A 23,002-nucleotide genomic window follows, 5' to 3' on the forward strand; every position below is an offset into this window, starting at 1 on the left:
ACTCTATTATTTTTTATCTAGAGGCTTCTGTCAATCTATTTTTTGATTTTTCTATAAAACAATTAATAACCTGTTTTTTGACGGTTATAATTTTCTTCATTCTTTGCTAAGTAAGCACTAATAATATCTTCATTTGTGAAACCAAGTTTTTTGGCAATTGCTCCATAATGAATCCAAACTTTTTCATAAGCGGTCATGGTAAGTTCATTCAGGAAGCAGTGAATCGTAGCCGTGGTCTCTAGGAATAATTGTGTTAGCTCTCCTTCAACTTCTCCTTCCGGCCAGTTTGTAAGTGTATGTAAGTCCTTTTCAATACCCAGGGAAAGAAGGAAATGAATTGAATCTACATATTCTTCAAGAATCACAGCATCATCTGAAGGACCTTTTGTGCTCCAAAATTTGAAACAACGCGTTTCATTCGCAAGTTCCGCGAGTTCAATTAGGAGTGCAAGTCCTTTTTCTTGAAAAACATCTGTTTGTTTCTCCCTGTTATTTTGGATAAATAAATCGAGTTCACGTTGCATGGAAAATAGTTTTGACAATTGCATAAAAATACCTCCGTTTTTTTTAACTATATAGTCGGCACTTAACAAATAGATTGATTTTCCAACACTGCTAAGTCACTTGGTGATGACCTCCCACCTTAAGTCCGCCAGTCTTAAGGCTTCGACTACCCTTTGTAAGACGCCTTCGCTCAGTTTATATAGGTGTTCATTTGTTCAACTTATATATATTGAAACTTTTAAGATTTTCATCCGTATAAGATAGTATCTATAAATTCGTAAGGGGGATCCGTTATGGGATTGCTTATCCGCTTTATCATTATTGCCTTTATCGTTTATTTATTCTACCGCGGGATCCGTTATTTGACGGATCCAAAACGAAAGCTTGATGGTGCATATGCGGAGGACAAGTATTATTTCTATGATGAAGTGAAAAATGTGCAGAAAAATTTCTTCCTATCGTATAAAGGCGCTATGTTTGAAGGTGAAAAGTATTTAGATACAGCAGATGATTCCATTGACGTCATCTCCATTTTCGTTTGGGTGAAAGATGAAACAAAACTTCAAGGTTTCACAAAAGCTGATTTTGATTTTCTCTCATCCAAAATCTTATCCAACTACCCCAAAGCCGCTATCAGTTGGAAAAACCCTATCGAACGACTAATGAAACAATAGTACAAGTCCGTTGAATAGCGGGCTTTTTACGCCTCCACCATTCCTGGCAGCGTGATACCTAGAAGATAGAGTATACCTATTCCATAGGCGATTGCTAATATAAGAAAGCCGATCCGGAAAGATGTATGCCTCGTCTTATGACGGAATGTTTGCATCCCAAAGTATGCACCAACGCCTCCACCGAGCAGTGCAAGCGTCCATAAATTCTTTTCAGGTATACGTTGTCCTTTTCTTTTTGCCTGACGCTTATCATACCCCATCATAATAAATGCCCAAACGGACATAATTGCAATCCATCCTAAAATTGTCGTTTGCAAGTGCAATTCCCCCTTTCTTTCTCTATTTTACACGGTTTAACGGCTGAAAAGGAATATTAATACGACGTATCGTCGAAACTGTACGACAGATTCTCATAACTATACGACAGAATCAAAACTGTACGACCAATCGTCGAAACTGTACGACAGATTCTCATAACTATACGACAGAATCAAAACTGTACGACCAATCGTCGAAACTGTACGACCAATCGTCGAAACTGTACGATAGATTCTCATAACTATACGACAGAATCGAAACTGTACGACCAATCGTCGAAACTGTACGATAGATTCACGAAGCTATACGACAGAATCAAAATTAACTGCGGAGTTATTGCAACTTTTAAACAATACTGTATAATTAAGTTGAATTATCAGTTTCAATAAAGGGGTTGAATCCAATATATTTGACCATTCAAAGAAACCAACCTGTTTTACTCAAAGCAATACCGCGTTTAATTGCTCGTCTTAATCCAGACCACCGGAAAATTCAGATTCTAAAGGACCATCTCTACCGAATTGGGGCCGGCTACTCGGGAGAGTGTAACGTCGATTCATATATCGGACGTACCAATTTCCCCCATTTAACAAAAGTTTTCTCTGATGTGCATTTGCGTATTTCTTCAAGCTTCACGTTTCAGATTGATACGTTGATAATCACGGAACGATTTGCCCTAATTATCGAAGTGAAAAACCTCAAGGATACAGTCCGATTTGTACAAAATCCCCCACATCTTGTGCAAGAACTCGAATCTGGCAATGAAGTAATTATCGATTGCCCTATCTTTCAGATTGAGACGAACAAATCAAATCTTAATGAGTGGTTTCAGCAGCGCGGCATACCCCTGAAGACAATAAGCCTATTTGTTCTTGCTAATCCGAACACCAAAGTGAAAGATGTCCCCCACGACTTTCCTATAATTTACAAGAAACAACTCCCTTACTATCTGCAAAATTTACAACCTATTGAAACTGTTCTTTCGATTGCCCAAATTCAAGACATAACAAGGAAAATATATTCCGAGCAACAGCAATTCAATCCATTTCCACTGTGTTCATACTATCATATTTCCTCAACTGATTTACGGACAGGCCTATTATGTCATAATTGTAATGAAAAGCTCCTGCGAAAAAATCGAGAAACCTGGCTTTGCCCGGGCTGTAGTAAAGATTCTATTGACCCTATCAACGAGGGAATTCAAGATTGGCTAATGCTCGTTAAAAGTTCGATTAACAATGAAGAATGTAGAAATTTTTTGAGATTAAAAGATAAGCACGCCGCATATTATGCTTTAAAGAAATCACCCCTTATAAAAAAAGGAGAATCTTCGGCGACGTTTTATATTGCTGGAATGAAGAGAGTTTAAATTACCAATACGAAAGAATCCTTTCGCATCTAAAAGGATTCTTTTTATCTATCGTCCAGTTTTATCTCAAAGGTGAATTGAACGATGAAACCGAAATGATTCTACCACCTTTAGATCAAACTATACGACAGATTCTCAAAACTATACGACAAACTCAAAACTGTACGACCAATCTGCATTACTCTACGACAGCACTGCCGAACTGTACGACAGATTCTCGAAACCATACGACAGAATCAAAACTGTACGACCAATTCGCATTACTCTACGACAGCACTGCCGAACTGTACGACAGATATCCGAAACTATGCGACAGACTCAAAACTGTACGACCAATCCGCATTACTATACGACAGCACTGAATTACTGTACGACAGTTGTCCGAAAATCCACGACAGACTCTCAGATCTCTACGACAAGAAAGCTGCACATCCTCAAAAAACCAACTAAAAAAAGCCACCTCGTACCCAGATTAACTCTGGGTCGTTTGGCGGCTTCTATATGACGTTCTTATTTTGCGATTGATTTTTTCGCTGCATCTGCAAGTTGTGTGAACGCTTGCGCGTCAGTCACTGCAAGATCAGCAAGCATTTTACGGTTAACATCAATGCCAGCTACTTTCAAGCCGTGCATTAGAGTGCTGTAAGAAAGACCGTTGATACGTGCAGCCGCATTGATACGAGTAATCCAAAGTTTACGGAATTCACGTTTCTTCTGACGACGGTCACGGTATGCATAGTTGAATGATTTCATTACCTGTTGGTTTGCTACCTTGTAAAGTCTATGTTTTGAACCAAAGTAACCTTTTGCTAATTTCAATACTCGATTACGACGCTTGCGCGTCACTGTTCCACCTTTTACGCGTGGCATAGTTCATTACCTCCTGCTTTTCTGTCCGATTGTGTTTTAAATTATTTCATGTAAGTGATCATTTGACGAATGCGTTTGAAATCGCCTGAAGAAACTAGTGAAGCTTTACGCAGGTGACGTTTCGCTTTTGTCGGTTTGTTTGCAAACAAGTGACTTGTGTAAGCACGGCCGCGTTTCAATTTACCAGAACCGGTTTTTTTGAAACGTTTCGCTGAGCCGCGGTGAGTTTTCATTTTTGGCATGTTCTGTTCCTCCTAAATCATTCATTGTTACTCTTTTTCAGCAGTTGGTGCAAGCACTAGGAACATGCTGCGGCCTTCCATCTTCGGTCGTTGTTCAACCGTAGATACATCTTTGCACGCTTCTGCGAAACGGTCAAGGACACGCTGTCCGATTTCCTTGTGCGTAATCGCACGTCCACGAAAACGGATTGAAGCCTTAACTTTATCGCCTTTTTCAAGGAACTTGATAGCGTTCCGTAGTTTTGTCTGGAAATCATGCTCATCGATTGTCGGACTTAACCGAACTTCTTTAAGCAAAATGATTTTCTGATTCTTACGGACTTCGCGATCCTTTTTCTGCTGTTCGAATTTGAACTTTCCGTGGTCCATGATACGAGCCACTGGGGGTTTCGCTGTTGGTGCTACAAGGACAAGATCCAAATTCGCAAGAGCGGCAATTTCTAGTGCCTCAGTGCGTGTTTTGATTCCGAGCTGATCGCCGTTGTGATCAATGATGCGTAGCTCGCGGGCACGGATGCCCTCATTTACGTACATGTCTTTGCTAATAGTAATCCACCTCCGGATATTTCTCGAATACATGGTTTGGGTATACCGCCCGGTTCGGGACGGTCCCACAGGTCCATCCAATAAAAAAAGGTAGACAAATTGGATTTGTCTACCCGCGTATGTGTACGTGCAGATGCACGGCACTTCACTCATGTTTTAACCCGTCAACAACGTTTTAGCGTCGAACAGGTGAGAAGCGGGTAGCCTCTTCTTATACCACAAACTGTATTCAGTCATTACTAACCTTAATCACTTTAACATGTGACAATAAACTTGTCAACCTAATTTAAACAAATGCGCCTTGGCGTATTCACGACTGCCGCTTTGCTTTCGTCGTGGACAACAATTGCGCCTAGATTTTCACAGCTGAGGTCTGACCACTGCTGTATAAAGTTAAATACTCGTAACTTCTTCTTTTAGTCTAGCAAGGAATTCGTCGAATGGCAAGCTTTCAGATTGCTGTTCGCCATATTTACGGACGTTCACTTCGCCTGACTCAACTTCCTTGTCGCCAAGAACGAGCATATAAGGTACTTTTTGCATCTGGGCTTCCCGAATCTTATAGCCAATTTTCTCATCACGGCTATCAATATTAACGCGGAATCCAGCAGCAACTAATTTTTCACGAACGTCATCTGCATAGTTAAAATGTGCATCCGGTGATACTGGAATTACTTCAACTTGTACTGGCGCTAACCAAGTTGGGAATGCCCCTTTGTACTCTTCAATCAAGAATGCAACAAAACGTTCCATAGTCGAAACTACACCGCGGTGAATAACAACCGGACGATGTTGTTTTCCATCCTCTCCCACGTACGTCAGGTCAAAACGTTCAGGAAGCAGGAAGTCAAGTTGAACTGTTGATAATGTTTCCTCCATACCAATTGCTGTTTTCACTTGGACGTCAAGTTTAGGTCCGTAGAAGGCAGCTTCCCCTTCTGCTTCAACATAGTCAAGACCCAGTTCATCCATCGCTTCTTTCAGCATTGTTTGTGCGCGATTCCACATTGCATCGTCGTCAAAGTATTTTTCTTTATCCGCCGGATCCCGGTAAGAGACACGGAAAGAATAATCTTCAATATTGAAATCTTTATAAACATCAATAACTAGTTGTACAACACGTTTGAATTCATCTTTAATCTGATCCGGACGAACAAAGATATGCGCATCATTCAAAGTCATGCCACGAACGCGCTGCAAGCCTGATAGTGCACCGGACATTTCATAACGGTGCATTGTACCAAGTTCTGCAATACGAAGTGGTAGGTTTCTGTATGAATGAATTCCATTTTTATAAATCATCATATGGTGTGGACAGTTCATTGGGCGCAAGACAAGATCTTCGTTGTCCATGCTCATTACAGGGAACATGCTATCTTGATAGTGATCCCAGTGACCTGATGTCTTATACAATTCCACGCTGCCGAGAACTGGAGTATAAACGTGGTCATAACCAAGCTTCTGTTCCTTATCAACGATGTATCTCTCGATGATTCGACGAATTGTTGCACCCTTAGGTAACCACATCGGCAAGCCTTGACCCACTTTTTGAGAGTTCATGAACAGATTAAGCTCTTTCCCTATTTTACGGTGATCTCGCTCTTTAGCTTCTTCCAAGAGACGAAGATGTTCTTTTAGTTCTTCTTTTTTGAAGAACGCTGTACCGTAAATCCGTTGTAGCATTTTGTTGTTCGAATCGCCGCGCCAGTAAGCCCCTGCGATGCTAAGAAGTTTGAACTCCTTTAGCTTCCCTGTAGATGGAACGTGAACACCGCGGCACAAGTCGATGAAGTCGCCTTGTTCATAGATAGACACTTGCTCGCCCTCTGGAATCGCTTCGAGAAGCTCTAATTTATATTCATCATCGATTTCTTCAAAACGTCTTTTCGCCTCTTCACGGGATACGTCATGACGGATTACTTCCACGTTTTCAGCAATAATTCTTCTCATCTCTTTTTCAAGTTCAGGTAAATCTTCTGCTGTAATCGGTTCAGGCGAATCAATATCATAATAAAATCCGCTTTGAATAACTGGTCCAATACCTAGTTTCGCATTAGGGAACTTACGTTTTACAGCTTGCGCAAGTAGATGCGCTGTACTGTGGCGTAATATTTCTAGCGCTTCTGGTGATTGAGGTGTAATAATCGCGATATCGCCGTCCTCAGTAATCGATGATTTTAAGTCTATTAACGTGTCTCCAACTTTACCTGCCAACGCACTTTTTCGTAGTCCCGGACTAATTGAACCTGCAATATCTTCTGTAGTTGTACCTTGTGGGAATTCTTTCACTGCACCATCTGGAAATTTCAAATTAATCATAGTTGTCATTGTTAAGCACTCCTCTATTATTATAATTGGAAAACAAAAAAAGCCCCATCCCTGGAAAGGGACGAAGCTTTAGCTCGCGGTTCCACCCTTCTTCCTTCAATTCAGTACACTGAAAAGCGTAAGTGATCTGTTTCGACCACTGAAGCTAGACAAACGTAGCAAAAAGATGAAGCTTGACGTCGGGTAACGGACCGGATTCCGTCATCGGTTACTATAATAAGTTCACCGATGCTGCTCCAAGGTGGTAAATCATCCTTCTATCCTTCAGGGCTTTCAGCCATTGGCCCCGTTCTCTTTAGGTAGACGAAATAATTGTTGTCCTCTTCCATGCATTTCAGATTATTAATTAAAACTGAGTATACGTCGATTACGAATTAATTGCAAGTTTACTTTATCCCGCATTTACGGGCAGTACGATCCCAGGCACAAGATTAAGTTGAATCGAGAGGCATAGGTTGGAGATCAACTGCCCGTAAAAGTCCGATTGGTCCAACTAACAATCAGCGGGAATGAAGCCCCCACTGATTGAAGTTTCGCTTTATCAAACACCGATAAGTTCTTCGTAAGTAATTTCAACCATACCAGGAATTTCCGTAGGTGAAACGCCCAATAGATCGCAAGGTCGACCAATTTTCTCAATCTTGCCGTCTTTAATCTTCACAATTCGATCTGCAAGTGCATGAGCGTCATTTTGATTATGCGTAACAAAAATAGCAGTCGTTTTTGCCTTTTTCAAAATTCGTCGAAGATCTCCACGAATTTTCACTTGTAGATCTGTATCCAAGTTACTGAACGGCTCATCAAGGAGAAGGAGCTCCGGTTCTGGAGCAAGTGCCCGTGCAAGTGCAACACGTTGCTGTTGACCCCCACTTAATTGATGCGGGTAGCGTTTCTCAAACCCTATTAATTCAACAAGTTCTAGCACTTCTTGCGCTCGTTTCTTCTTGTCTTTCCTACTCATTTTCGGGAGCCCGAATAGTATATTTTCTTCAACACTCATATGTGGAAAAAGTGCGTAGTCCTGAAAAACCATACCAATTCCGCGTTTTTCCGGTTGCAGAAAAGTTTTGTCGCAAAACATCTTCTTGCCGTTCAGAGTAAACGCACCTCCTGCTGGCATTTCTAGTCCTGCAATTAAGCGTAAAAGTGTACTCTTTCCACTTCCACTGCGTCCAAGTATTGAAATAACTTCTCCTTTTTCCACTGTGAATGAAAAATTATCAACCGTATTCAAAGGTGATTTTGGATATGAGAACTGCAAATTTTTAATATCCATAAACATATTATTTTGGCTCCTCTCTGAGTAACTTATGGAAAACGAAGATCGCAATTGTGCTCACTCCGACAATTAATAATGAAGCTTGCGATGCCTCCATAATCTTTTCATCACTTGCATATTGGAACGCCTTCGTGGCGAGTGTGTCGTAATTAAATGGCCGTAAGATAAGCGTTAACGGAATTTCTTTCAGTATATCCACAAACACAAGGATAAATCCACTAATAATAGCACCCTTCATCATTGGAACATCTATCTTAAAAAACGTTCGTAGGCTATTAGCTCCGAGCATACGCGATGCATCACGGAAATCCGTACCGATTTTATCGAAACCTGTTTCAATTGAATTGTAACCAATGGCAAAAAACCGGATGACATATGCGCTGATAAGCATGAAAAGACTAACACTCAAGACGAGTTCTGAATCCATGCCTAGGTATTGATAAACAGGCGCCAGGAATCGATCAAGCGCAATGAACGTTGTTATGACGGCCACAGCTACAACCACACCGGGTATCGAATAACCAAGAACCGTCAATTTCGGCAATATTTTCGCAAACTTATGATTGACCACTCGACTAAAATTACCGACAACCAATGAAAATACAATAACTAGGAAAGCACCGAGGCCAGCCACAATAACGGAGTTTTTGGTATAGAATAGTACATCCTGCATCGGCACTTTACCGTATGTAAGAATAACCCAGTCAATCAACTGGAGAATCGGAATGAGAAACGCAACACTAAAAATAACAACTGTGTATAAAGTCGCAAATACGGCTTTTCTCCCTTTTAATCTTACAAGAGGAAGTGGTCTTACTTTTGTAGTGGAATAACTAAACTGCTTGCCTCCCCGTAGTAAACGTTCGATGACTAAGATGAAAATAACAATTCCCATTAAAGATGCAGCTAGCTTGATAGCTGCATCCAAATCACCAAGCCCAAACCACGTTTGAAAAATAGCTGTACTAAACGTTTGGATTCCGAAATATTTCACTACCCCATAATCGTTCAAAACTTCCAATACAACTAGACTTGCCCCACCGATTATGGATACACGAGAAATCGGGAGCACAACTTTAAAGAAAATTTCTAAAGGGCCCTTCCCTAGCGTGCGCGCACTTTCAATTAAAGATGCAGATTGGTGTGAAAGAAAAATTCTTGTAATCATATAAACATACGGATAAAGAAACAGTGTATAAATAAAAATCGCGCCTGGGACATTCATAATATCAAAATAGGCAGGATTCGGTGTGACATCGAAATGGTTGCGAAGAGTCTTTTGTATGACTCCCGTGTAATTAATGATGCCGTGATACGTATAGGCACCAATGAAAGGTGGAATCGATAAAGGAAGAATTAGTGCCCACTTCATAAAATTTCTGAGTGGAAAATCATATTGGGCAATGAGCCAAGCCAGACTAAGCCCGATTATAATCGTGAACAGCGCAGTAAAGAAAACGAGTGTGAGCGACGACTTTATGTAGTTAAATAACATGAATTCTTTTATATGCGCCCAATTTTCACTTACTGGTGAAAAAACACCGGTTACAATCGACACATTCGGTAAAAATAGCAAGATGATGATAAGTACTGCACCTATCGTCCACCCGTTCACATTAGCTAAATGCTTGTTCATGACTTAACCCATCCTCTACCTTTTAAGCAATAACCCCCTAGCCGAAAATACGGTAGGGGGCTCGACTTTTATTTCCAGCCGACTTCGTTAAAAATCATAATCGCTTTCGCGTTATTTTCTCCTAAAGCCGATAATGGTATATCTTGTTCTTTAAAGTCTCCCCAAGATTTAAGGAGCTCTGAAGGTTCTACATTTTGATTCACAGGGAATTCATAATTCGCTGAGGCAAATTCGCTTTGCGCTTCTTCCCCGGTAAGGAATTCAAGTAATTTAAGTGCGTTATCCGCATTTTTCGAACCTTTGACAACTCCAGCTCCACTAATATTCACATGTGTACCCGTCGTTTCTTGGTTCGGGAAGAATACACCAAGGCTTTCTGCCACTTTCACTTCTTCGGGTTCTTCCGAATTAAGCATTTGACCGAAATAGTATGAGTTCATAATTGCGACGTCGCCGATACCCGCAGCGATTGCTTTCGCTTGGTCACGATCTCCGCCTTCAGGATTTTGAGCTAAGTTATTGACGATACCTTGTGCCCATTCTGTTGCTTTTTCTTCACCATTTATCTCGATGAATGACGCAAGAAGTGATTGATTATAGACACTCTCAGATGAACGCACAAGTACACGGTTTTTCCATTGGTCAGCTGTAAGTGCTTCGTATGTAGAAAGCTCTTCAGGTTTGACCTTATCTTTATTATACACGAGAATTCTCGCACGTTTCGTCAAACCGACCCACATATCGTCAACATCACGCAAGTTTTCTGGTATTTGTTTCGCTAAGATGTCACTTGACACGGTTTGAAGAAGTCCTTCTTCATTCGCACGGTACAGTCTGCCAACATCAGCTGTTAGCAATAAATCCGCTTTCGTTGCAGTTCCTTCACGTTTAATGCGTTCGATTAGTACGTCTGCTTCGTCTTTAATGACGTTAACTTTAATGCCTGTTTCTTGTTCAAACTTCTTATATAATTCATTATCAACGTCATAATGACGGCTTGTATACAAATTCACTTCCGATTTCTCGGGTTTCTTAGCAACTGCATCTTTCTCAGTGCCATTTTCCTTTTTAGCTGTGCTTCCACATGCTGCAAGTACAAGCATCATCGCAACAACTAGTAAGATCAAACTCTTTTTCATTATACTTCCATCTCCAAACATTCGTTTTTTGATTGAAAATGATTCTCAATCCCATAAGTAATATATAATGAGATTGGGTGGAAGTCAACATAAAGCCTATGTAGGTATTCAACCAACTCCTTAAACTGACGTATCAATGAAACGCAATTGGCGAATAATAAAAAGCCAAAGATAAACCGAGTTGACTTGCACCGATGTAGAAACAATCGATACCTAGGTTTATCAATGGCCCAAACTTATTCTACTCTCACGACATGACTCATTTATAAGTGCGATTTACAATTACAATACAACCTGATCTTCTAGGTTCCTCCATAAGTGATGCGCTTCCCTAGCAATATGCTCTAATAAGTCCGGTGGCGCGGTTGTGACAGCCGCACAGTTTTTGATAAGCTCACTCAATTCTAATTTAAATGCTTCAAGTGCCTTCGTTTCCTTAATAACCATTTGGTTGAAGTTGTTTAAAATTGGCGACACCTCATTACGCGGTCGACGTATCATTGTCTTTAGTGAAATTGCTTGAAGTAACAGGTTTTCAAATTTCCTGGTCATCGCCCTAACCTGATCGTGAAGTTCGTAATTGGATGCATCTACATAATGGCTTATAAAGATGAGATGATCCACCATTTGCCTCAACCAAAAATTACTTTCATGTATCGTTGCATCCGCTGGTTTTACATATGCATTCGTTTCTATTAATTTAAAAACTTTTTGAGCCTCTTCTGCTTCCCGAATCATGTGATCAAGAAGTGAGGTTGGTGTGGATATTATTACTTCACAATGTAACGCTTTATCCATCGTATGGACGAGCAATTCGTGAAATTCGTGTGTGGAGCTTTTTGCCTCAGCAAGTATCAGGCCGATATCACCCGTCTTCGATTCCGTTCTTTCGAAGATTTTACCCATTCGTTGAGTCATAGCCTGATTTGCACGTGCCAATTCCATTTCATGGTGACTTATTTCCCTGTCGAAAAATTCCCCATGCTCAAAGTTATTGCGCACCCAAAAATCGATGACTCCGTAGGTATCCCTTTGATAATTGTCTGTATAAGGCAATCCTCCACCTCTTCCTGTTTAGTAACTGCTCCCTATGCTATGCTGGGCGTTTGATTTGAGTGCCCATTTCCTTATGCTGATGTTCTATTTGTTTAGTTTGTAATACTTGTAAGATAAATTCAATCTTCAATCAGATAGGGTTTTCTTTATCCCCCACTCATTCTTCTCGTGTCCTTAAAGACTTGAAGTGGAGGTCTTACTGCCCGTTAATGCGGGATAATGAAAAGTATGACCCAACGATGAACGGGAAGGCTACTAGTATCAAGATATCGAATGGAGGACTTCCCATGATACAAAGTGATAAAGCTGCGGTAATTTTACCGGAATATCTCTATTTAGTTAACTGTTTTACACAAGGAAAAAGAGTATGAGAAAAATCATTTCCGCGACTCTGATTTTGATTGCACTAATCTCAATTCCCAGCATTTACACGAAGTCATTTATAGCTATATCTTCAAATTCTGACGCCGAAAACGCCATCACCACTTTCTCAGAATCCGATAAAGATGACCTGATTAAACAGATTTCGGCCTACAATGACCAACATGGTATTGAGCCAATAGATGCGAAATTAGACAGAGTTTGGAAAGCAATACCAGGATATAATGGCTTGAAGGTAGATATTGAAGCCAGTTATAAAAATATGAAACCTAGCGCTGATCTTGATACAAATAAAATCATATTCAATGAAACATCTCCAAAAATCCATCTGAACGATTTAGAACCCTCACCAATTTATAGGGGGAATCCAGAAAAACCTATGGTAGTCCTACTAATAAATGTGGCATGGGGAAATGAGTACATTCCAGGTATCCTTAAAACACTAAAAGACTCCCAAGTAAAGGCAACATTCTTTTTTGATGGCAGTTGGGTTAAAAATAATCCCGACCTGGCTACGATGATTAGTCTTGAGGGTCACGAAATTGGCAACCACGCTTATAGCCATCCCAATCTTAAGCTGCGCTCCCGGGCTGAAACAGTGAATGAATTGAACAAAACAAATGATGTAATTGAGGAGACGCTAGGTATAAAACCGATATGGTTTGCACCGCCAAGCGGCAGTTTTAATCAGGAAACAATTCTTGTTGCCAATGAGCTTGGCATGAAAACCATTCTCTGGACGGTCGATACAGTTGACTGGAAAAAGCCAGCAATTTCCGAAATGGTTGCGCGTGTTGTCGCTGGAGTTAGTAACGGTTCAATGGTTCTAATGCACCCCACAAAAGCCGTTTTTGAAGGACTGGAGACTATGATAATCGAAATTAAAGGGAAATGTTACCAGCTGGGTACTGTAAGTGACTTAATGAGCGAAAAACGAATTGACGACTAAAATCAGTCTCATTAGCAATGAAACCCTATAGCGAATTATAAGGGAGATCAAATGAAAATCGAGGACATTCATCCGCTTGATATTGAAATTGATAAATTTGAAATTATTCAGGCCTACCTTCGCAAAAAAGTTAAACTGGAAACTAGCCCGAAAGACCAAAACATTAAATTCTGTGCTGGTGTGGATGTTGCATACTGGGAAGAAACAGGGGTTGTATGGGGAGTCTGTAGTATTATCGTTATCGATTATGAATCGCGAACGATTGTCGAAAAAGCAGTCAGTAAGGGTGAAATCCATATACCATATAGACCTGGGTATCTGGCTTTCAGAGAGCTGCCACTTGTAATTGAAGCCGCCAAGAAACTCACGATAACACCAGATTTATTTATATTTGACGGAAATGGAATTCTGCATCCGAGGCGTATGGGAATTGCCACACACGCCTCTTTCTTTTTGAATAAACCCACAATCGGCATTGCTAAAAGTTACTTTAAAATAGATGGTGTCTATTTCAAGATGCCAGAAAATGTAACAGGTTCATATAAAGATATAATTGTGGAAAACGAAATATACGGAAGAGCTTTGCGTACCCATACAGATCTAAAACCCATTTTCATCTCCTGTGGAAACTATATTGATTTAACTATGACGATTGAAATTATCTTAAAATTAATCAACAATGAAAGTCGATTAACGATTCCAGTAAGATTGGTGGATTAGGAAACAAAGAGACTTAGGAAGATGTTTGTTTCAACAAGAAGCTAATCATAACATTTAATGATTGTTTAGCTGTTTCCTCATTATATACCGGTGTAAATGGATTACTAAGAAACCTATAAAGGGATTGAAATAATATGCAACCCGCTCGGGTACTTTCCAACTGAGTGGAATAGTCTTTCCCCTGAAAAAGAACTATTTTCGACAATTAAAGTAATTGAAGTTTAATCACACAAAATATTGCTGCATCCTCCATAAAGTAGAGAATAAGACATCGCATTTACTTTGCAGAATTAATTCCCAAGTATCGAAAAGCAATATTAGACACATGATACGATTGTGGAGGTGATTGATCTTGCCGAATAATGATAATAGAAATCCAAACCGTGAGCAAAAACAAAATCAAGACCGCAACAAAAATCAAAATCCAAATGATATGCGTGAAGAGTTTGGAACTACATTTGATATTGATAAGTTGAACGAACAAAAAAATGATACTCAAAAGCAAAAAGAGCAACGCACAAACCGTTTTGAAAAAAGATAACAAATAAGATATGAAAAATGACAGAAGCATTATGCTTCTGTCATTTTTACGTCTTCCTTTTATTTATCGCGTCTATTTTCACCATCGAGCCGTATAGGAGTGCTAATCATTTGCACCCTTTCCATAATCCTCGACGCTTTTACAGCTTCTTTTTCACCGCGCTGCGTGTATGTCAAATGATCTTCAAGTTCGGCGTAACTAAGATTAGATGTGAAAAAAGTCGGTAGTTTTTCTGCCATCCTGTATTGCAAAATGGTGCCAAGCACTTCATCACGCGTCCAAGCCGACATTGTTTCTGCACCAATATCATCAAGCATAAGTACTTGTGCATTTTTCACAAAATCAATTTTCTCATTTAATGTCTGATCTTGAATAGATTGTTTCATTTCCCTTAGGAATTCTGGAACATATACAGCAACTGTACGTATTCGACGATTAGCTAATTCGTTCGCCAAGGCTCCAAGCACGAACGATTTACCAATTCCAAATGGACCATAAATGTACATACCACGTTCTGGAAGTTTTCCTGTTTTATCGAAAACGTTTAGGAAATCTTTCGCAGCACGTACAGCTGGCACTCTGCTATCGTCAAAAAACATATCAATATTTTGTAATTTCGCTTCCATGACATCTTTCGGCATATGCATACTGTCGATCATCTTCTTAATGGTACGTTGATCGTCGTCCATAAGTTTGTTGGGACATTTTGTATATTCCACATCGATGAGACCGCGGGATAGTAGCAATTTCGGCTCGAAGCCCTTCAGGAAATTCACACACCCTGCAAGGTCAGGACATTTTCCGCAACTATGGGAAGCCGTGGCATACTCATATAATTTCCCGAGACTTCGTTCGAAAACGTCTCCATCAACTTCAGTGGAATGATCCGCCAGAAATTGTTGCACCCCGGAACTTTCCATCACTTCTTTTCGTAATTCATCGTACCTTGCGGCAAATGCCGGTGATTTCACAACCCGTTTCAGCGTATCGCCAATATGTTCCATTTCACTTCACCGTCCCATCCCCTGTTACACCTAATTCCAAAAGTAATTTACGACGCTCTTCATCAATAGCGGAAGAAGATTTAACAGGTTTATCTGTTTTTGCTTTCTTTTCATCTTTTTTATAAAACCATTCTGGTACTTTCTCTTCCCGTGCAGATTTTCGTCTAGGCCCTGATTTTGATCCTGTACTCTGCCCTTCGTTTTTCCATTTAACATACTGGTCATGCTCGTTGCGTGACATTTCAAGTGCAGTTTTCACCGTATCCACATTTTTGTTCATCCAATGCGAAGCAATCCGCTCAACATAACTGTTCGTTATTTTCCCGTCATTGCGTAAATGAACGTATTGCAGCAAGACATTGACGACACCGACGGACAATCCATGTGTATTGACCAGCTTTTCGGCAAGCTTCACGTCTACTGAAAGTGGCTCTTTCCCGTTAATCTCTCGCAACATTTCAAGTGGCGCCGTATTTTCAAGGTAATGCACCAATTCTTCATCCCGCGTCAATACCCCTATTTCGGGCTTAGGTAATTCTTTCGTATATACTTTATGCAAGACTGGTGCTTCTTTTGAAACATTCATTTTATAAAACTCCGCTGCTGACTTTCGCAATCTGTCTACCGGCAACTTCAGATCTTCATCGAGCGCCATCATGATGACTTTTTGCATATCAAGCGGCGTCAGCGAATAAAGGAATGCGAGTTTCGCAATTAATTCCTTGGAAACAGAGGATAATGAAGCTTTAGGAACCATTTGTTCAGATAACCCCGAACTTAGCAGATTGAAATCAAAGTCAGAATGTAAAAACGGAACACCTTCCGGTTCATTCCGCCCAATAAATTGCTGGTCCTCGCCCATATCCATGCTATAGCCCTGCTGAACGGGAGTATACACATCCAAAAATGTACGTGATACATCTTCAAATCCAACTTCATTAACCCCTTCTAGCGCAAAACGACTACGTAGATTTCGATATGCCTGTTCTCCGATTTTACTAAACAAGAATGTCGACAACAATGGATCTAGAAAAAAAGCTTTGGCATCAAGTGGAGGAAGCAGTTCGTAAACAAATAATCTCGCATCTCCATCTTTTTTCTTGTACGTACGTAATAAGCCGATTGCTTCAAGGGATATTCGCGCTTCGAAAACTGGTCCAAGTGGCATCGTCAAAATATTCATAAGGTGGTAATGGTTGTATTCACGGCCATCTTCACGCTCTGCGTCCGCCCATAAAACCATAAACAAACTCATTGCACCTGGGCCAATCAGCGGTTGGTAAAATAAGGTGAGGAGTTGACGGTCATAATCTGAAAAAGGCTGCGACAACCGTATTTTGTATGCGTCAACTGGCTGTAGTTCTTTATAAAGGGGTGCCATCAAACTCTACTTCCTATCTGAATGGGATACGTTACTTTTTCGTTCTTTTTTGTAGATCTTGCAATTCTTTTATAAAAACAGTGATGTCTTTATATTGGCGATATACCGAAGCAAATCTGACATAAGCGACTTCATCAACTTCCGATAACTGTTCCATAACCATTTCCCCAACATCGTCAGAGTTAATCTCTACGACACCTGCGCTTCTCAATTCTTTTTCAATCGAATAGACAATTTTTTTTAGGTCCTCAAGGGAAACAGCGCGTTTTTCACATGCACGAATGAGACCTCTGAGCACTTTTTCACCGCTGAATTCTTCACGTGAATCATCTTTCTTCACGACAATCAAAGGCATTTCCTCAACTTTTTCAAATGTCGTAAAACGGAATGCGCATTGTTCACATTCTCTGCGACGCCGGATGGATCTATTCTCCTCGGCCGGTCTAGAATCGACTACCCGGGTGCCATTGAACTGGCAAGCTGGACATTTCATAATGTGTATCCTCCGCTTTTTCTTAGATAATAACTTAATTATAACAGAACACACCAAAAAAAATCGAAATAGAGGGGAAAGAATGGTTTTTCATTGAGAAAAAACGTCCCTAAAGTCATCGTTCAACGACTTTAGGGACGCTCTCTATTCACAATTACGCAAGTTCTTTTGTTTTCAAAGCTGCAGCGACTTTCTTTGTCAAACCGACGACGCGTGCAGAATAGCCCCACTCATTATCGTACCACGCAAGTACTTTCACTTTGCGATCTGCCATAACGATTGTTGATAGACCGTCAATGATTGCTGAGTCCGTTGTCGTATTGTAATCGATGGATACAAGTGGTTCTGTCGAGAAACGGAGAATGCCTGCCATTGCCCCTTCAGAAGCCCTCTTGAATGCATCGTTTACCATCTCCACCGTAACGTCTTGCTTCAAATCTACCACTAAGTCTACAAGTGAAACATTCGGCGTCGGTATACGAAGTGACATTCCGTGAATCTTCCCTTCCAACTCTGGAAGCACAAGTGCCAACGCTTTCGCGGCCCCAGTGGATGTCGGGATGATAGATTGTCCGCACGCACGTGCACGTCTAAGGTCTTTATGGGGATTATCCAAGTTCTTTTGGTCATTCGTATACGCATGAATCGTTGTCATTAATCCGTTGTCGATACCAAATGTATCATTTAATACTTTAGCTACAGGAGCAAGGCAGTTCGTTGTACAGCTTGCATTCGAAATAATGTCATGTTTTTCGATATCTAATTTATCATCGTTTACACCTAAAACAATGGTGATATCTTCATTTTTACCAGGTGCCGATATAATGACTTTTTTTGCGCCAGCTTCAAGGTGAAGTGCCGCTTTGTCACGTGAATTAAACTTACCAGTCGCTTCAATGACAATATCGACATTCAGCTTTCTCCAAGGAAGGTTAAGCGGATCACGGTCAGAGACGATTTGCACTCGTTTCCCGTTGACGACAATCGCATTTTCTTCCGCAATCACTTCGCCATCAAATATACCGTGATTCGTATCGTACTTTATAAGATGAGCGAGTGTTTCTGATGAATACATTGCGTTGATCGCAACGATCGTTACATCTTCTTCTGTAATCATTTGACGGAATACCATTCGTCCAATTCGTCCAAACCCGTTTATCGCAATAGAAGTAGTCATATAAAGATCCTCCTGTATGTATGTTATACTTTTCAACTAATACCCGTCATTAGTATAACACATATTACGCTAAAACAAAGATTTACTATGGTTAATTAGAATGTCCCACTTTTCAGAATCATATCAGGGCTCTGCATTCCATTCAGAAAGCACTTCAGTCAGCTGACTTTCCGTCTCCTCTATCAGGCCATTATTGTGTAAAACCGCGTCCGCACTCAGTTCCTTCACTTTGATTGGTAGCTGAGAACGAATTCGTGCATCCGCTTCTTCTTCCGATAACACATTCCTCGCAATGAGACGTTCTTTTTGTATTTCAGGTGTGACGGACACGACAATAATTTTATCCACGAATGATTGCAACTTACTTTCAAACAACAACGGGATGTCCATGATGACCGTATTTGACCCCTTTGAAATCCATTGCTCTTTTTGCCTCAGCATCTCTTGCCTTATGGCAGGATGAATGATGCCATTCAACTTTTGGCGCTCTTCTACATTGCCGAATATACGTCGCCCGAGTTTTTCTCGGTCAAGCGATCCATCCGCGCGTAAAATCCCCTGTCCAAATGCGCCGCTGATTTCTAGTAGAACCGGACTGCCAGGTTCGACAACAAGTCGTGCAATTTCATCTGCATCTACAATTGGAAAACCCTTTTTTTTCAACATTTTGGACACAGTACTTTTCCCACTTGCAATACTACCTGTTAAACCGATAATCATAGCTCACACAGCCCTTCAGCAATCATTTCTGGCATGCCGGACAATATACGGAGGTCCTACCTGCAATTTTCACACTTTCCGTGGCAGAGCAGCAAGCAGGACAAACCTTTCTGCCGTACATTTTAAGTCGATCCTGCATCGTGCCTGCTTCCCCATTAATATTTCGGTAATCAGAAATGGAGCTGCCACCCGCATCAATACTTTCCTGTAAGATAGCCACAATCACATCAAATAATTCGTTTTTTCTTTTTAGACTAATCCGCTCCGCAGTCCTTCCGGGATGGATCTTCATCTTATAGATTGCTTCCGTCGCATAAATATTCCCACATCCAGACAGTACATGCCCATCCATAATGACTTCTTTGATTGGTTTTCGCGCATATTTCGGCGTAGCTGCCAACTCAAGGAAATGATTACGCGCTTCAGCAGCGAACGGTTCAGGAGCCATTTTCAATAAAGGTGGATGATCCGCTTCACAGCCAAGAAGCCGTAATTCTCCAAAACGACGAATGTCCGAATAAACCAGCAGTCCCCCGCCTTCCAGCGTAAAAACAACGTGAACATGATTGCGGAACTTCATTTCCGTGATGTCACCGACATTTTCAACGGTGAACCACGCACCTGTCATCCCAAGATGACTGACAAGAAGGCAGGTATTACCATCTTTCATTAAATGAAAGTAAATGTATTTACTGCGCCGCGTGACATTATTAATCGTCATTCCAGCCATATCTACTATAAAGTCTTCGGTTGTAATTCCTTTTATCACAGCTTCTTTACCTAGCTGTTTTGATTTGATAACCGTATCTGAAACGGTTACATTCTTAATCGTCCTTCCAATCGCAATAGGTGCGAGTGCACGGACGACCCCTTCTACTTCTGGTAGTTCAGGCATTTTATCCCCTCACTTCGTATCGTACCAAGATAATCCGAATGCCCACTCAACTTTCAATGGCACGTCAAGCGCAAGAGCTGACTCCATCACTTCAGGTACGATTACTTTTAGTTTCTCAATTTCCTCTTCTGGTGCTTCAAAGATCAATTCATCATGCACTTGTAGGAGCATACGTGTCTGCATCCCTTCAACTTCTAGCCTATTAGCCATTTCAATCATTGCTTTTTTAATAATATCGGCCGCACTTCCTTGAATCGGTGTATTCATAGCTGTCCGTTCCGCAAAACTTCTCAAGTTAAAATTCGAACTTGTAATTTCCGGCAAATACCGTCTGCGGTTCATAAGCGTCGTCACATAGCCTTTCCTTTTCGCTTCTGCAACAATATCGCTCATATACTGTTTGACTCCTGGAAAACTACCAAGATAAGTATCGATGAATTGCGCTGCGTCTTTCCGCGAAATATCCAAGTTTTGCGAAAGTCCGTAATCGCTTATCCCGTAGACAATTCCAAAGTTGACCGCTTTGGCTGCTCGACGCATGTCTGACGTCACTGAATCTTCATCAACACCGAAAACGTCCATTGCTGTCTTCGTGTGAATATCTGCACCTGCACGGAAAGCTTCAATCAGTTTTTCGTCCTGCGACATATGTGCGAGCACACGCAATTCAATTTGAGAATAGTCCGCTGCAAATAGATACCAGCCCGGTTCGGATGGAACGAACGCCGCACGAATCTTTCTACCCTCTTCAAGCCGTACTGGTATGTTCTGCAAATTGGGATTGATGGAGCTAAGTCGTCCTGTCGTCGTGAGCGCTTGCTGGAAACGGGTATGAATCTTGCCATCCTCGTGAATTTCTTTCAATAGTCCCTCGATATACGTCGAGTTCAATTTACCGAGTTGGCGATAGTTCAATATGTGGCTAATAATTTCATGTTCGCTTTCAAGCTTCTCAAGCACGTCCGCCGCAGTCGAATAGCCCGTTTTCGTCTTTTTAATTGGAGTAAGTCCGATTTTCTCAAAAAGGATGACACCGAGCTGTTTAGGCGAATTAATGTTGAACTTTTCTCCTGCAATTTCATAAATAGTTGTTTCAAGTGTGGCCAGTTTAGCAGACAATTCCGTTCCAATTGTCAGAAGCGTCTCCCGGTCGGTCTTAACACCAGTCGTTTCCATTTTCGCAAGAATCGCCGCGAGCGGTAACTCGAGTTCATGGTATAGATCATATTGATCATTATCTTGTAATTTTTCTTCGATCTCAGCATGCAATTTCCAAATCGCCAGCGCTTTCCGCCCTGCGTGGTCTGCAATTACTTCTTCAGTCGGTATTGCTTTCTTAGCACCTTTTCCATAAACCACTTCATCCTGTTCGACTTCCGTGTAACCGAACTCTCTTGTAATAGAAGCTACATCTGTATAAGTCGTCGAAGGATTGACGATATAGGTTGCAAGTAACAGGTCAAACTGGAAACCTTCTGCTTCGAGGCCTTGACGCGCTAGTGATGCACTAGCCGCTTTCGAATCGGACGAGTATTTTAGCTTGTCCGTATTTTGTAGCCAGTTTTTAAACGGCGTCGATGCCTTTGCGACTTCAAGTGGGATAAATAGGATGTTTTTTTCATCCACCAAACTAATGCCCAAAATCTCTGCAGTTAAATAGTTTTCATCCATCATTTCAACATGGATTGCCATTTCGTTTGATAAATACTTATCCGAAAGCTCAGAAACAATCGTGACTTCAATCGCTTCTTTCGGTTCCTCAGCTGCTTGGGGAGTAATTTTATCGAGGAGTGTCTTAAATTTCAACTCCCGATAAATACTCGACACTTCATCCATATCAGGTCCGTCATACGCTAAATCATTTATGGAAACCGTGATTGGTGCATTCACTTCAATTGTCGCAAGATCTTTGCTCATGAACGCTTGCGCTTCATTTTCCGTCAAATTCTGATTCAGTTTTTTAGCAGTAATGTTAGCAAGAGATTTGTACACATTTTCAATCGAACCGTATTCGATTAGCAATTTGAGCGCAGTCTTCTCCCCGACTCCAGGAACGCCAGGAATATTATCGGATGCATCACCCATTAATCCTTTCATATCAATAATTTGATGGGGCTCTATGCCGTATTTCTCCATGATGTGTTCAGGCGTGTATTTCTCAATATCCGTCATCCCTTTTCGGGTGATGAACACCGTCGTATGGTTACTGGCAAGTTGCGTTAAATCCTTATCCCCTGAAATGACAACGATTTCGGAACCGTCTGCATCTCCCGCTTTACTAAGCGTGCCGATGATATCATCCGCTTCGTACTGATCCAGTTCGTACTGGGGGATATTGTATGCTTCAAGTAACTTGCGCAAATATGGAAATTGCTCCGATAATTCATGTGGAGTTTTCTGACGCCCACCTTTATATTCTCCGTATGTTTTATGCCTAAATGTTGTTTTTCCAGCATCCCAAGCCACAAGAATATGCGTAGGTTTTTCATCCTCAAGGATGTTTTGTAGCATCATTGTGAAGCCATATACCGCATTGGTATGGATCCCGTTATCATTTGTTAATAAAGGCAATGCAAAAAATGCTCGGTATGCAAGACTGTTTCCATCGAGTAATACAATTTTCTTTGTCGTCATGTACATTCCACTCCCATTCAAAAAAACGTCATCTTCATTCATCTTACCACGGGGGCAAGTTAGCTATTCGGTGTTTAAAGGGTTCGTAAAGCATTTTGTATATTACAAGTATATTACTTACTAACTTCTACACGTTTTCAGAGCAA

At 40.9% G+C, this 23,002-nt stretch carries 23 protein-coding genes; 5 read left to right on the plus strand and 18 right to left on the minus strand.

The window, feature by feature from the left end; all coding sequences use genetic code 11:
* Window positions 1–62: 62 nt before the first annotated feature.
* Complete coding sequence (locus tag I2484_RS02015) at window positions 63–548, minus strand: dUTP diphosphatase (protein ID WP_207149357.1); 486 nt, start codon at window positions 546–548, stop codon at window positions 63–65.
* Window positions 549–797: 249 nt separating this feature from the next.
* On the opposite strand from I2484_RS02015, the gene I2484_RS02020 reads away from it, so the two are divergent.
* Window positions 798–1,178 (plus strand): sigma-w pathway protein ysdB, encoded by a 381-nt coding sequence (locus I2484_RS02020; protein ID WP_207149358.1) that lies wholly within the window; start codon window positions 798–800, stop codon window positions 1,176–1,178.
* 26 nt (window positions 1,179–1,204) lie between these two features.
* On the opposite strand, the gene I2484_RS02025 is transcribed toward I2484_RS02020, so the two are convergent.
* Entirely contained in the window at window positions 1,205–1,495 is a 291-nt protein-coding gene (locus tag I2484_RS02025; protein WP_255550996.1) for a DUF1294 domain-containing protein, read from the minus strand.
* A gap of 99 nt (window positions 1,496–1,594) precedes the next feature.
* On the minus strand, window positions 1,595–1,735 hold the full coding sequence (locus I2484_RS02030) for a hypothetical protein (RefSeq protein WP_207149359.1): 141 nt from the start codon (window positions 1,733–1,735) through the stop codon (window positions 1,595–1,597).
* A 170-nt stretch (window positions 1,736–1,905) separates the two neighbouring features.
* Here I2484_RS02030 and I2484_RS02035 point away from each other — a divergent pair, with 170 nt between their 5' ends.
* Window positions 1,906–2,865, plus strand: a complete 960-nt coding sequence (locus I2484_RS02035) for a nuclease-related domain-containing protein (RefSeq protein ID WP_207149360.1) — start codon at window positions 1,906–1,908, stop codon at window positions 2,863–2,865.
* A gap of 510 nt (window positions 2,866–3,375) precedes the next feature.
* On the opposite strand, the gene rplT is transcribed toward I2484_RS02035, so the two are convergent.
* The 8 genes from rplT to I2484_RS02075 form a co-directional block, all read right to left on the minus strand.
* A complete protein-coding gene (gene rplT / locus I2484_RS02040; RefSeq protein WP_067207704.1) occupies window positions 3,376–3,735 on the minus strand; it encodes a 50S ribosomal protein L20 in 360 nt (119 codons plus the stop codon).
* Between the two features lie 41 nt (window positions 3,736–3,776).
* Window positions 3,777–3,977, minus strand: coding sequence for a 50S ribosomal protein L35 (gene rpmI / locus I2484_RS02045; protein WP_067207701.1), 201 nt, complete (start codon window positions 3,975–3,977; stop codon window positions 3,777–3,779).
* A gap of 27 nt (window positions 3,978–4,004) precedes the next feature.
* Window positions 4,005–4,511, minus strand: coding sequence for a translation initiation factor IF-3 (gene infC / locus I2484_RS02050; RefSeq protein ID WP_149580720.1), 507 nt, complete (start codon window positions 4,509–4,511; stop codon window positions 4,005–4,007).
* 405 nt (window positions 4,512–4,916) lie between these two features.
* Window positions 4,917–6,851, minus strand: coding sequence for a threonine--tRNA ligase (gene thrS, locus I2484_RS02055; protein ID WP_207149361.1), 1,935 nt, complete (start codon window positions 6,849–6,851; stop codon window positions 4,917–4,919).
* 541 nt (window positions 6,852–7,392) lie between these two features.
* Window positions 7,393–8,133: an ABC transporter ATP-binding protein gene (locus I2484_RS02060; RefSeq protein ID WP_207149362.1), complete on the minus strand. Its 741-nt coding sequence runs from the start codon at window positions 8,131–8,133 to the stop codon at window positions 7,393–7,395.
* Between the two features lies 1 nt (window position 8,134).
* Window positions 8,135–9,766: an ABC transporter permease gene (locus tag I2484_RS02065; protein ID WP_207149363.1), complete on the minus strand. Its 1,632-nt coding sequence runs from the start codon at window positions 9,764–9,766 to the stop codon at window positions 8,135–8,137.
* Between the two features lie 68 nt (window positions 9,767–9,834).
* Window positions 9,835–10,905 carry a Fe(3+) ABC transporter substrate-binding protein gene (locus I2484_RS02070; RefSeq protein ID WP_207149364.1) on the minus strand — a complete coding sequence of 357 codons (1,071 nt, stop codon included), beginning with the start codon at window positions 10,903–10,905 and terminating at the stop codon, window positions 9,835–9,837.
* Between the two features lie 282 nt (window positions 10,906–11,187).
* Entirely contained in the window at window positions 11,188–11,961 is a 774-nt protein-coding gene (locus I2484_RS02075) for a DUF2935 domain-containing protein (protein ID WP_186670119.1), read from the minus strand.
* Window positions 11,962–12,328: 367 nt separating this feature from the next.
* Between I2484_RS02075 and I2484_RS02080 the strand changes: the two genes are divergently transcribed.
* The 3 genes from I2484_RS02080 (at window position 12,329) to I2484_RS02090 (ending at window position 14,552) form a co-directional block, all read left to right on the plus strand.
* Window positions 12,329–13,291: a polysaccharide deacetylase family protein gene (locus I2484_RS02080; RefSeq protein ID WP_207149365.1), complete on the plus strand. Its 963-nt coding sequence runs from the start codon at window positions 12,329–12,331 to the stop codon at window positions 13,289–13,291.
* Window positions 13,292–13,342: 51 nt separating this feature from the next.
* The gene (locus tag I2484_RS02085; protein WP_207149366.1) at window positions 13,343–14,011 is read left to right on the plus strand and encodes an endonuclease V; all 669 of its coding nucleotides are present in this window, start codon (window positions 13,343–13,345) and stop codon (window positions 14,009–14,011) included.
* A gap of 352 nt (window positions 14,012–14,363) precedes the next feature.
* On the plus strand, window positions 14,364–14,552 hold the full coding sequence (locus tag I2484_RS02090) for a hypothetical protein (RefSeq protein ID WP_207149367.1): 189 nt from the start codon (window positions 14,364–14,366) through the stop codon (window positions 14,550–14,552).
* A gap of 59 nt (window positions 14,553–14,611) precedes the next feature.
* On the opposite strand, the gene dnaI is transcribed toward I2484_RS02090, so the two are convergent.
* The 7 genes from dnaI to polA form a co-directional block, all read right to left on the minus strand.
* Complete coding sequence (gene dnaI / locus I2484_RS02095) at window positions 14,612–15,556, minus strand: primosomal protein DnaI (protein WP_207149368.1); 945 nt, start codon at window positions 15,554–15,556, stop codon at window positions 14,612–14,614.
* Window position 15,557: 1 nt separating this feature from the next.
* Complete coding sequence (locus I2484_RS02100) at window positions 15,558–16,937, minus strand: replication initiation and membrane attachment family protein (RefSeq protein ID WP_207149369.1); 1,380 nt, start codon at window positions 16,935–16,937, stop codon at window positions 15,558–15,560.
* Window positions 16,938–16,968: 31 nt separating this feature from the next.
* A complete protein-coding gene (gene nrdR, locus I2484_RS02105; RefSeq protein ID WP_067207676.1) occupies window positions 16,969–17,430 on the minus strand; it encodes a transcriptional regulator NrdR in 462 nt (153 codons plus the stop codon).
* Window positions 17,431–17,584: 154 nt separating this feature from the next.
* Complete coding sequence (locus I2484_RS02110) at window positions 17,585–18,607, minus strand: glyceraldehyde-3-phosphate dehydrogenase (protein ID WP_207149370.1); 1,023 nt, start codon at window positions 18,605–18,607, stop codon at window positions 17,585–17,587.
* A gap of 123 nt (window positions 18,608–18,730) precedes the next feature.
* The gene (gene coaE, locus I2484_RS02115) at window positions 18,731–19,327 is read right to left on the minus strand and encodes a dephospho-CoA kinase (RefSeq protein WP_207149371.1); all 597 of its coding nucleotides are present in this window, start codon (window positions 19,325–19,327) and stop codon (window positions 18,731–18,733) included.
* A 22-nt stretch (window positions 19,328–19,349) separates the two neighbouring features.
* On the minus strand, window positions 19,350–20,222 hold the full coding sequence (gene mutM, locus I2484_RS02120; RefSeq protein ID WP_207149372.1) for a bifunctional DNA-formamidopyrimidine glycosylase/DNA-(apurinic or apyrimidinic site) lyase: 873 nt from the start codon (window positions 20,220–20,222) through the stop codon (window positions 19,350–19,352).
* A 9-nt stretch (window positions 20,223–20,231) separates the two neighbouring features.
* A complete protein-coding gene (polA, locus tag I2484_RS02125; RefSeq protein ID WP_207149373.1) occupies window positions 20,232–22,856 on the minus strand; it encodes a DNA polymerase I in 2,625 nt (874 codons plus the stop codon).
* Between the last annotated feature and the right edge of the window lie 146 nt (window positions 22,857–23,002).

Origin of the sequence: Sporosarcina sp. E16_8, assembly GCF_017347095.1 — a bacterium.
Lineage (GTDB): Bacteria > Bacillota > Bacilli > Bacillales_A > Planococcaceae > Sporosarcina.

Excerpts from the sequence above, each read along its gene's own strand:
- I2484_RS02030 (WP_207149359.1), bottom strand. The coding sequence starts at position 1,735 with ATGAGAATCTATCGTACAGTTTCGACGATTGGTCGTACAGTTTCGACG.
- dnaI (WP_207149368.1), bottom strand. The coding sequence starts at position 15,556 with ATGGAACATATTGGCGATACGCTGAAACGGGTTGTGAAATCACCGGCA.
- I2484_RS02100 (WP_207149369.1), bottom strand. The coding sequence starts at position 16,937 with ATGGCACCCCTTTATAAAGAACTACAGCCAGTTGACGCATACAAAATA.
- mutM (WP_207149372.1), bottom strand. The coding sequence starts at position 20,222 with ATGCCTGAACTACCAGAAGTAGAAGGGGTCGTCCGTGCACTCGCACCT.
- I2484_RS02020 (WP_207149358.1), top strand. The coding sequence starts at position 798 with ATGGGATTGCTTATCCGCTTTATCATTATTGCCTTTATCGTTTATTTA.
- I2484_RS02060 (WP_207149362.1), bottom strand. The coding sequence starts at position 8,133 with ATGTTTATGGATATTAAAAATTTGCAGTTCTCATATCCAAAATCACCT.
- I2484_RS02015 (WP_207149357.1), bottom strand. The coding sequence starts at position 548 with ATGCAATTGTCAAAACTATTTTCCATGCAACGTGAACTCGATTTATTT.
- coaE (WP_207149371.1), bottom strand. The coding sequence starts at position 19,327 with ATGATTATCGGTTTAACAGGTAGTATTGCAAGTGGGAAAAGTACTGTG.
- I2484_RS02085 (WP_207149366.1), top strand. The coding sequence starts at position 13,343 with ATGAAAATCGAGGACATTCATCCGCTTGATATTGAAATTGATAAATTT.
- nrdR (WP_067207676.1), bottom strand. The coding sequence starts at position 17,430 with ATGAAATGTCCAGCTTGCCAGTTCAATGGCACCCGGGTAGTCGATTCT.
- rplT (WP_067207704.1), bottom strand. The coding sequence starts at position 3,735 with ATGCCACGCGTAAAAGGTGGAACAGTGACGCGCAAGCGTCGTAATCGA.
- I2484_RS02065 (WP_207149363.1), bottom strand. The coding sequence starts at position 9,766 with ATGAACAAGCATTTAGCTAATGTGAACGGGTGGACGATAGGTGCAGTA.
- rpmI (WP_067207701.1), bottom strand. The coding sequence starts at position 3,977 with ATGCCAAAAATGAAAACTCACCGCGGCTCAGCGAAACGTTTCAAAAAA.
- I2484_RS02080 (WP_207149365.1), top strand. The coding sequence starts at position 12,329 with ATGAGAAAAATCATTTCCGCGACTCTGATTTTGATTGCACTAATCTCA.
- I2484_RS02070 (WP_207149364.1), bottom strand. The coding sequence starts at position 10,905 with ATGAAAAAGAGTTTGATCTTACTAGTTGTTGCGATGATGCTTGTACTT.
- thrS (WP_207149361.1), bottom strand. The coding sequence starts at position 6,851 with ATGACAACTATGATTAATTTGAAATTTCCAGATGGTGCAGTGAAAGAA.
- polA (WP_207149373.1), bottom strand. The coding sequence starts at position 22,856 with ATGACGACAAAGAAAATTGTATTACTCGATGGAAACAGTCTTGCATAC.
- I2484_RS02110 (WP_207149370.1), bottom strand. The coding sequence starts at position 18,607 with ATGACTACTTCTATTGCGATAAACGGGTTTGGACGAATTGGACGAATG.
- infC (WP_149580720.1), bottom strand. The coding sequence starts at position 4,511 with ATGTACGTAAATGAGGGCATCCGTGCCCGCGAGCTACGCATCATTGAT.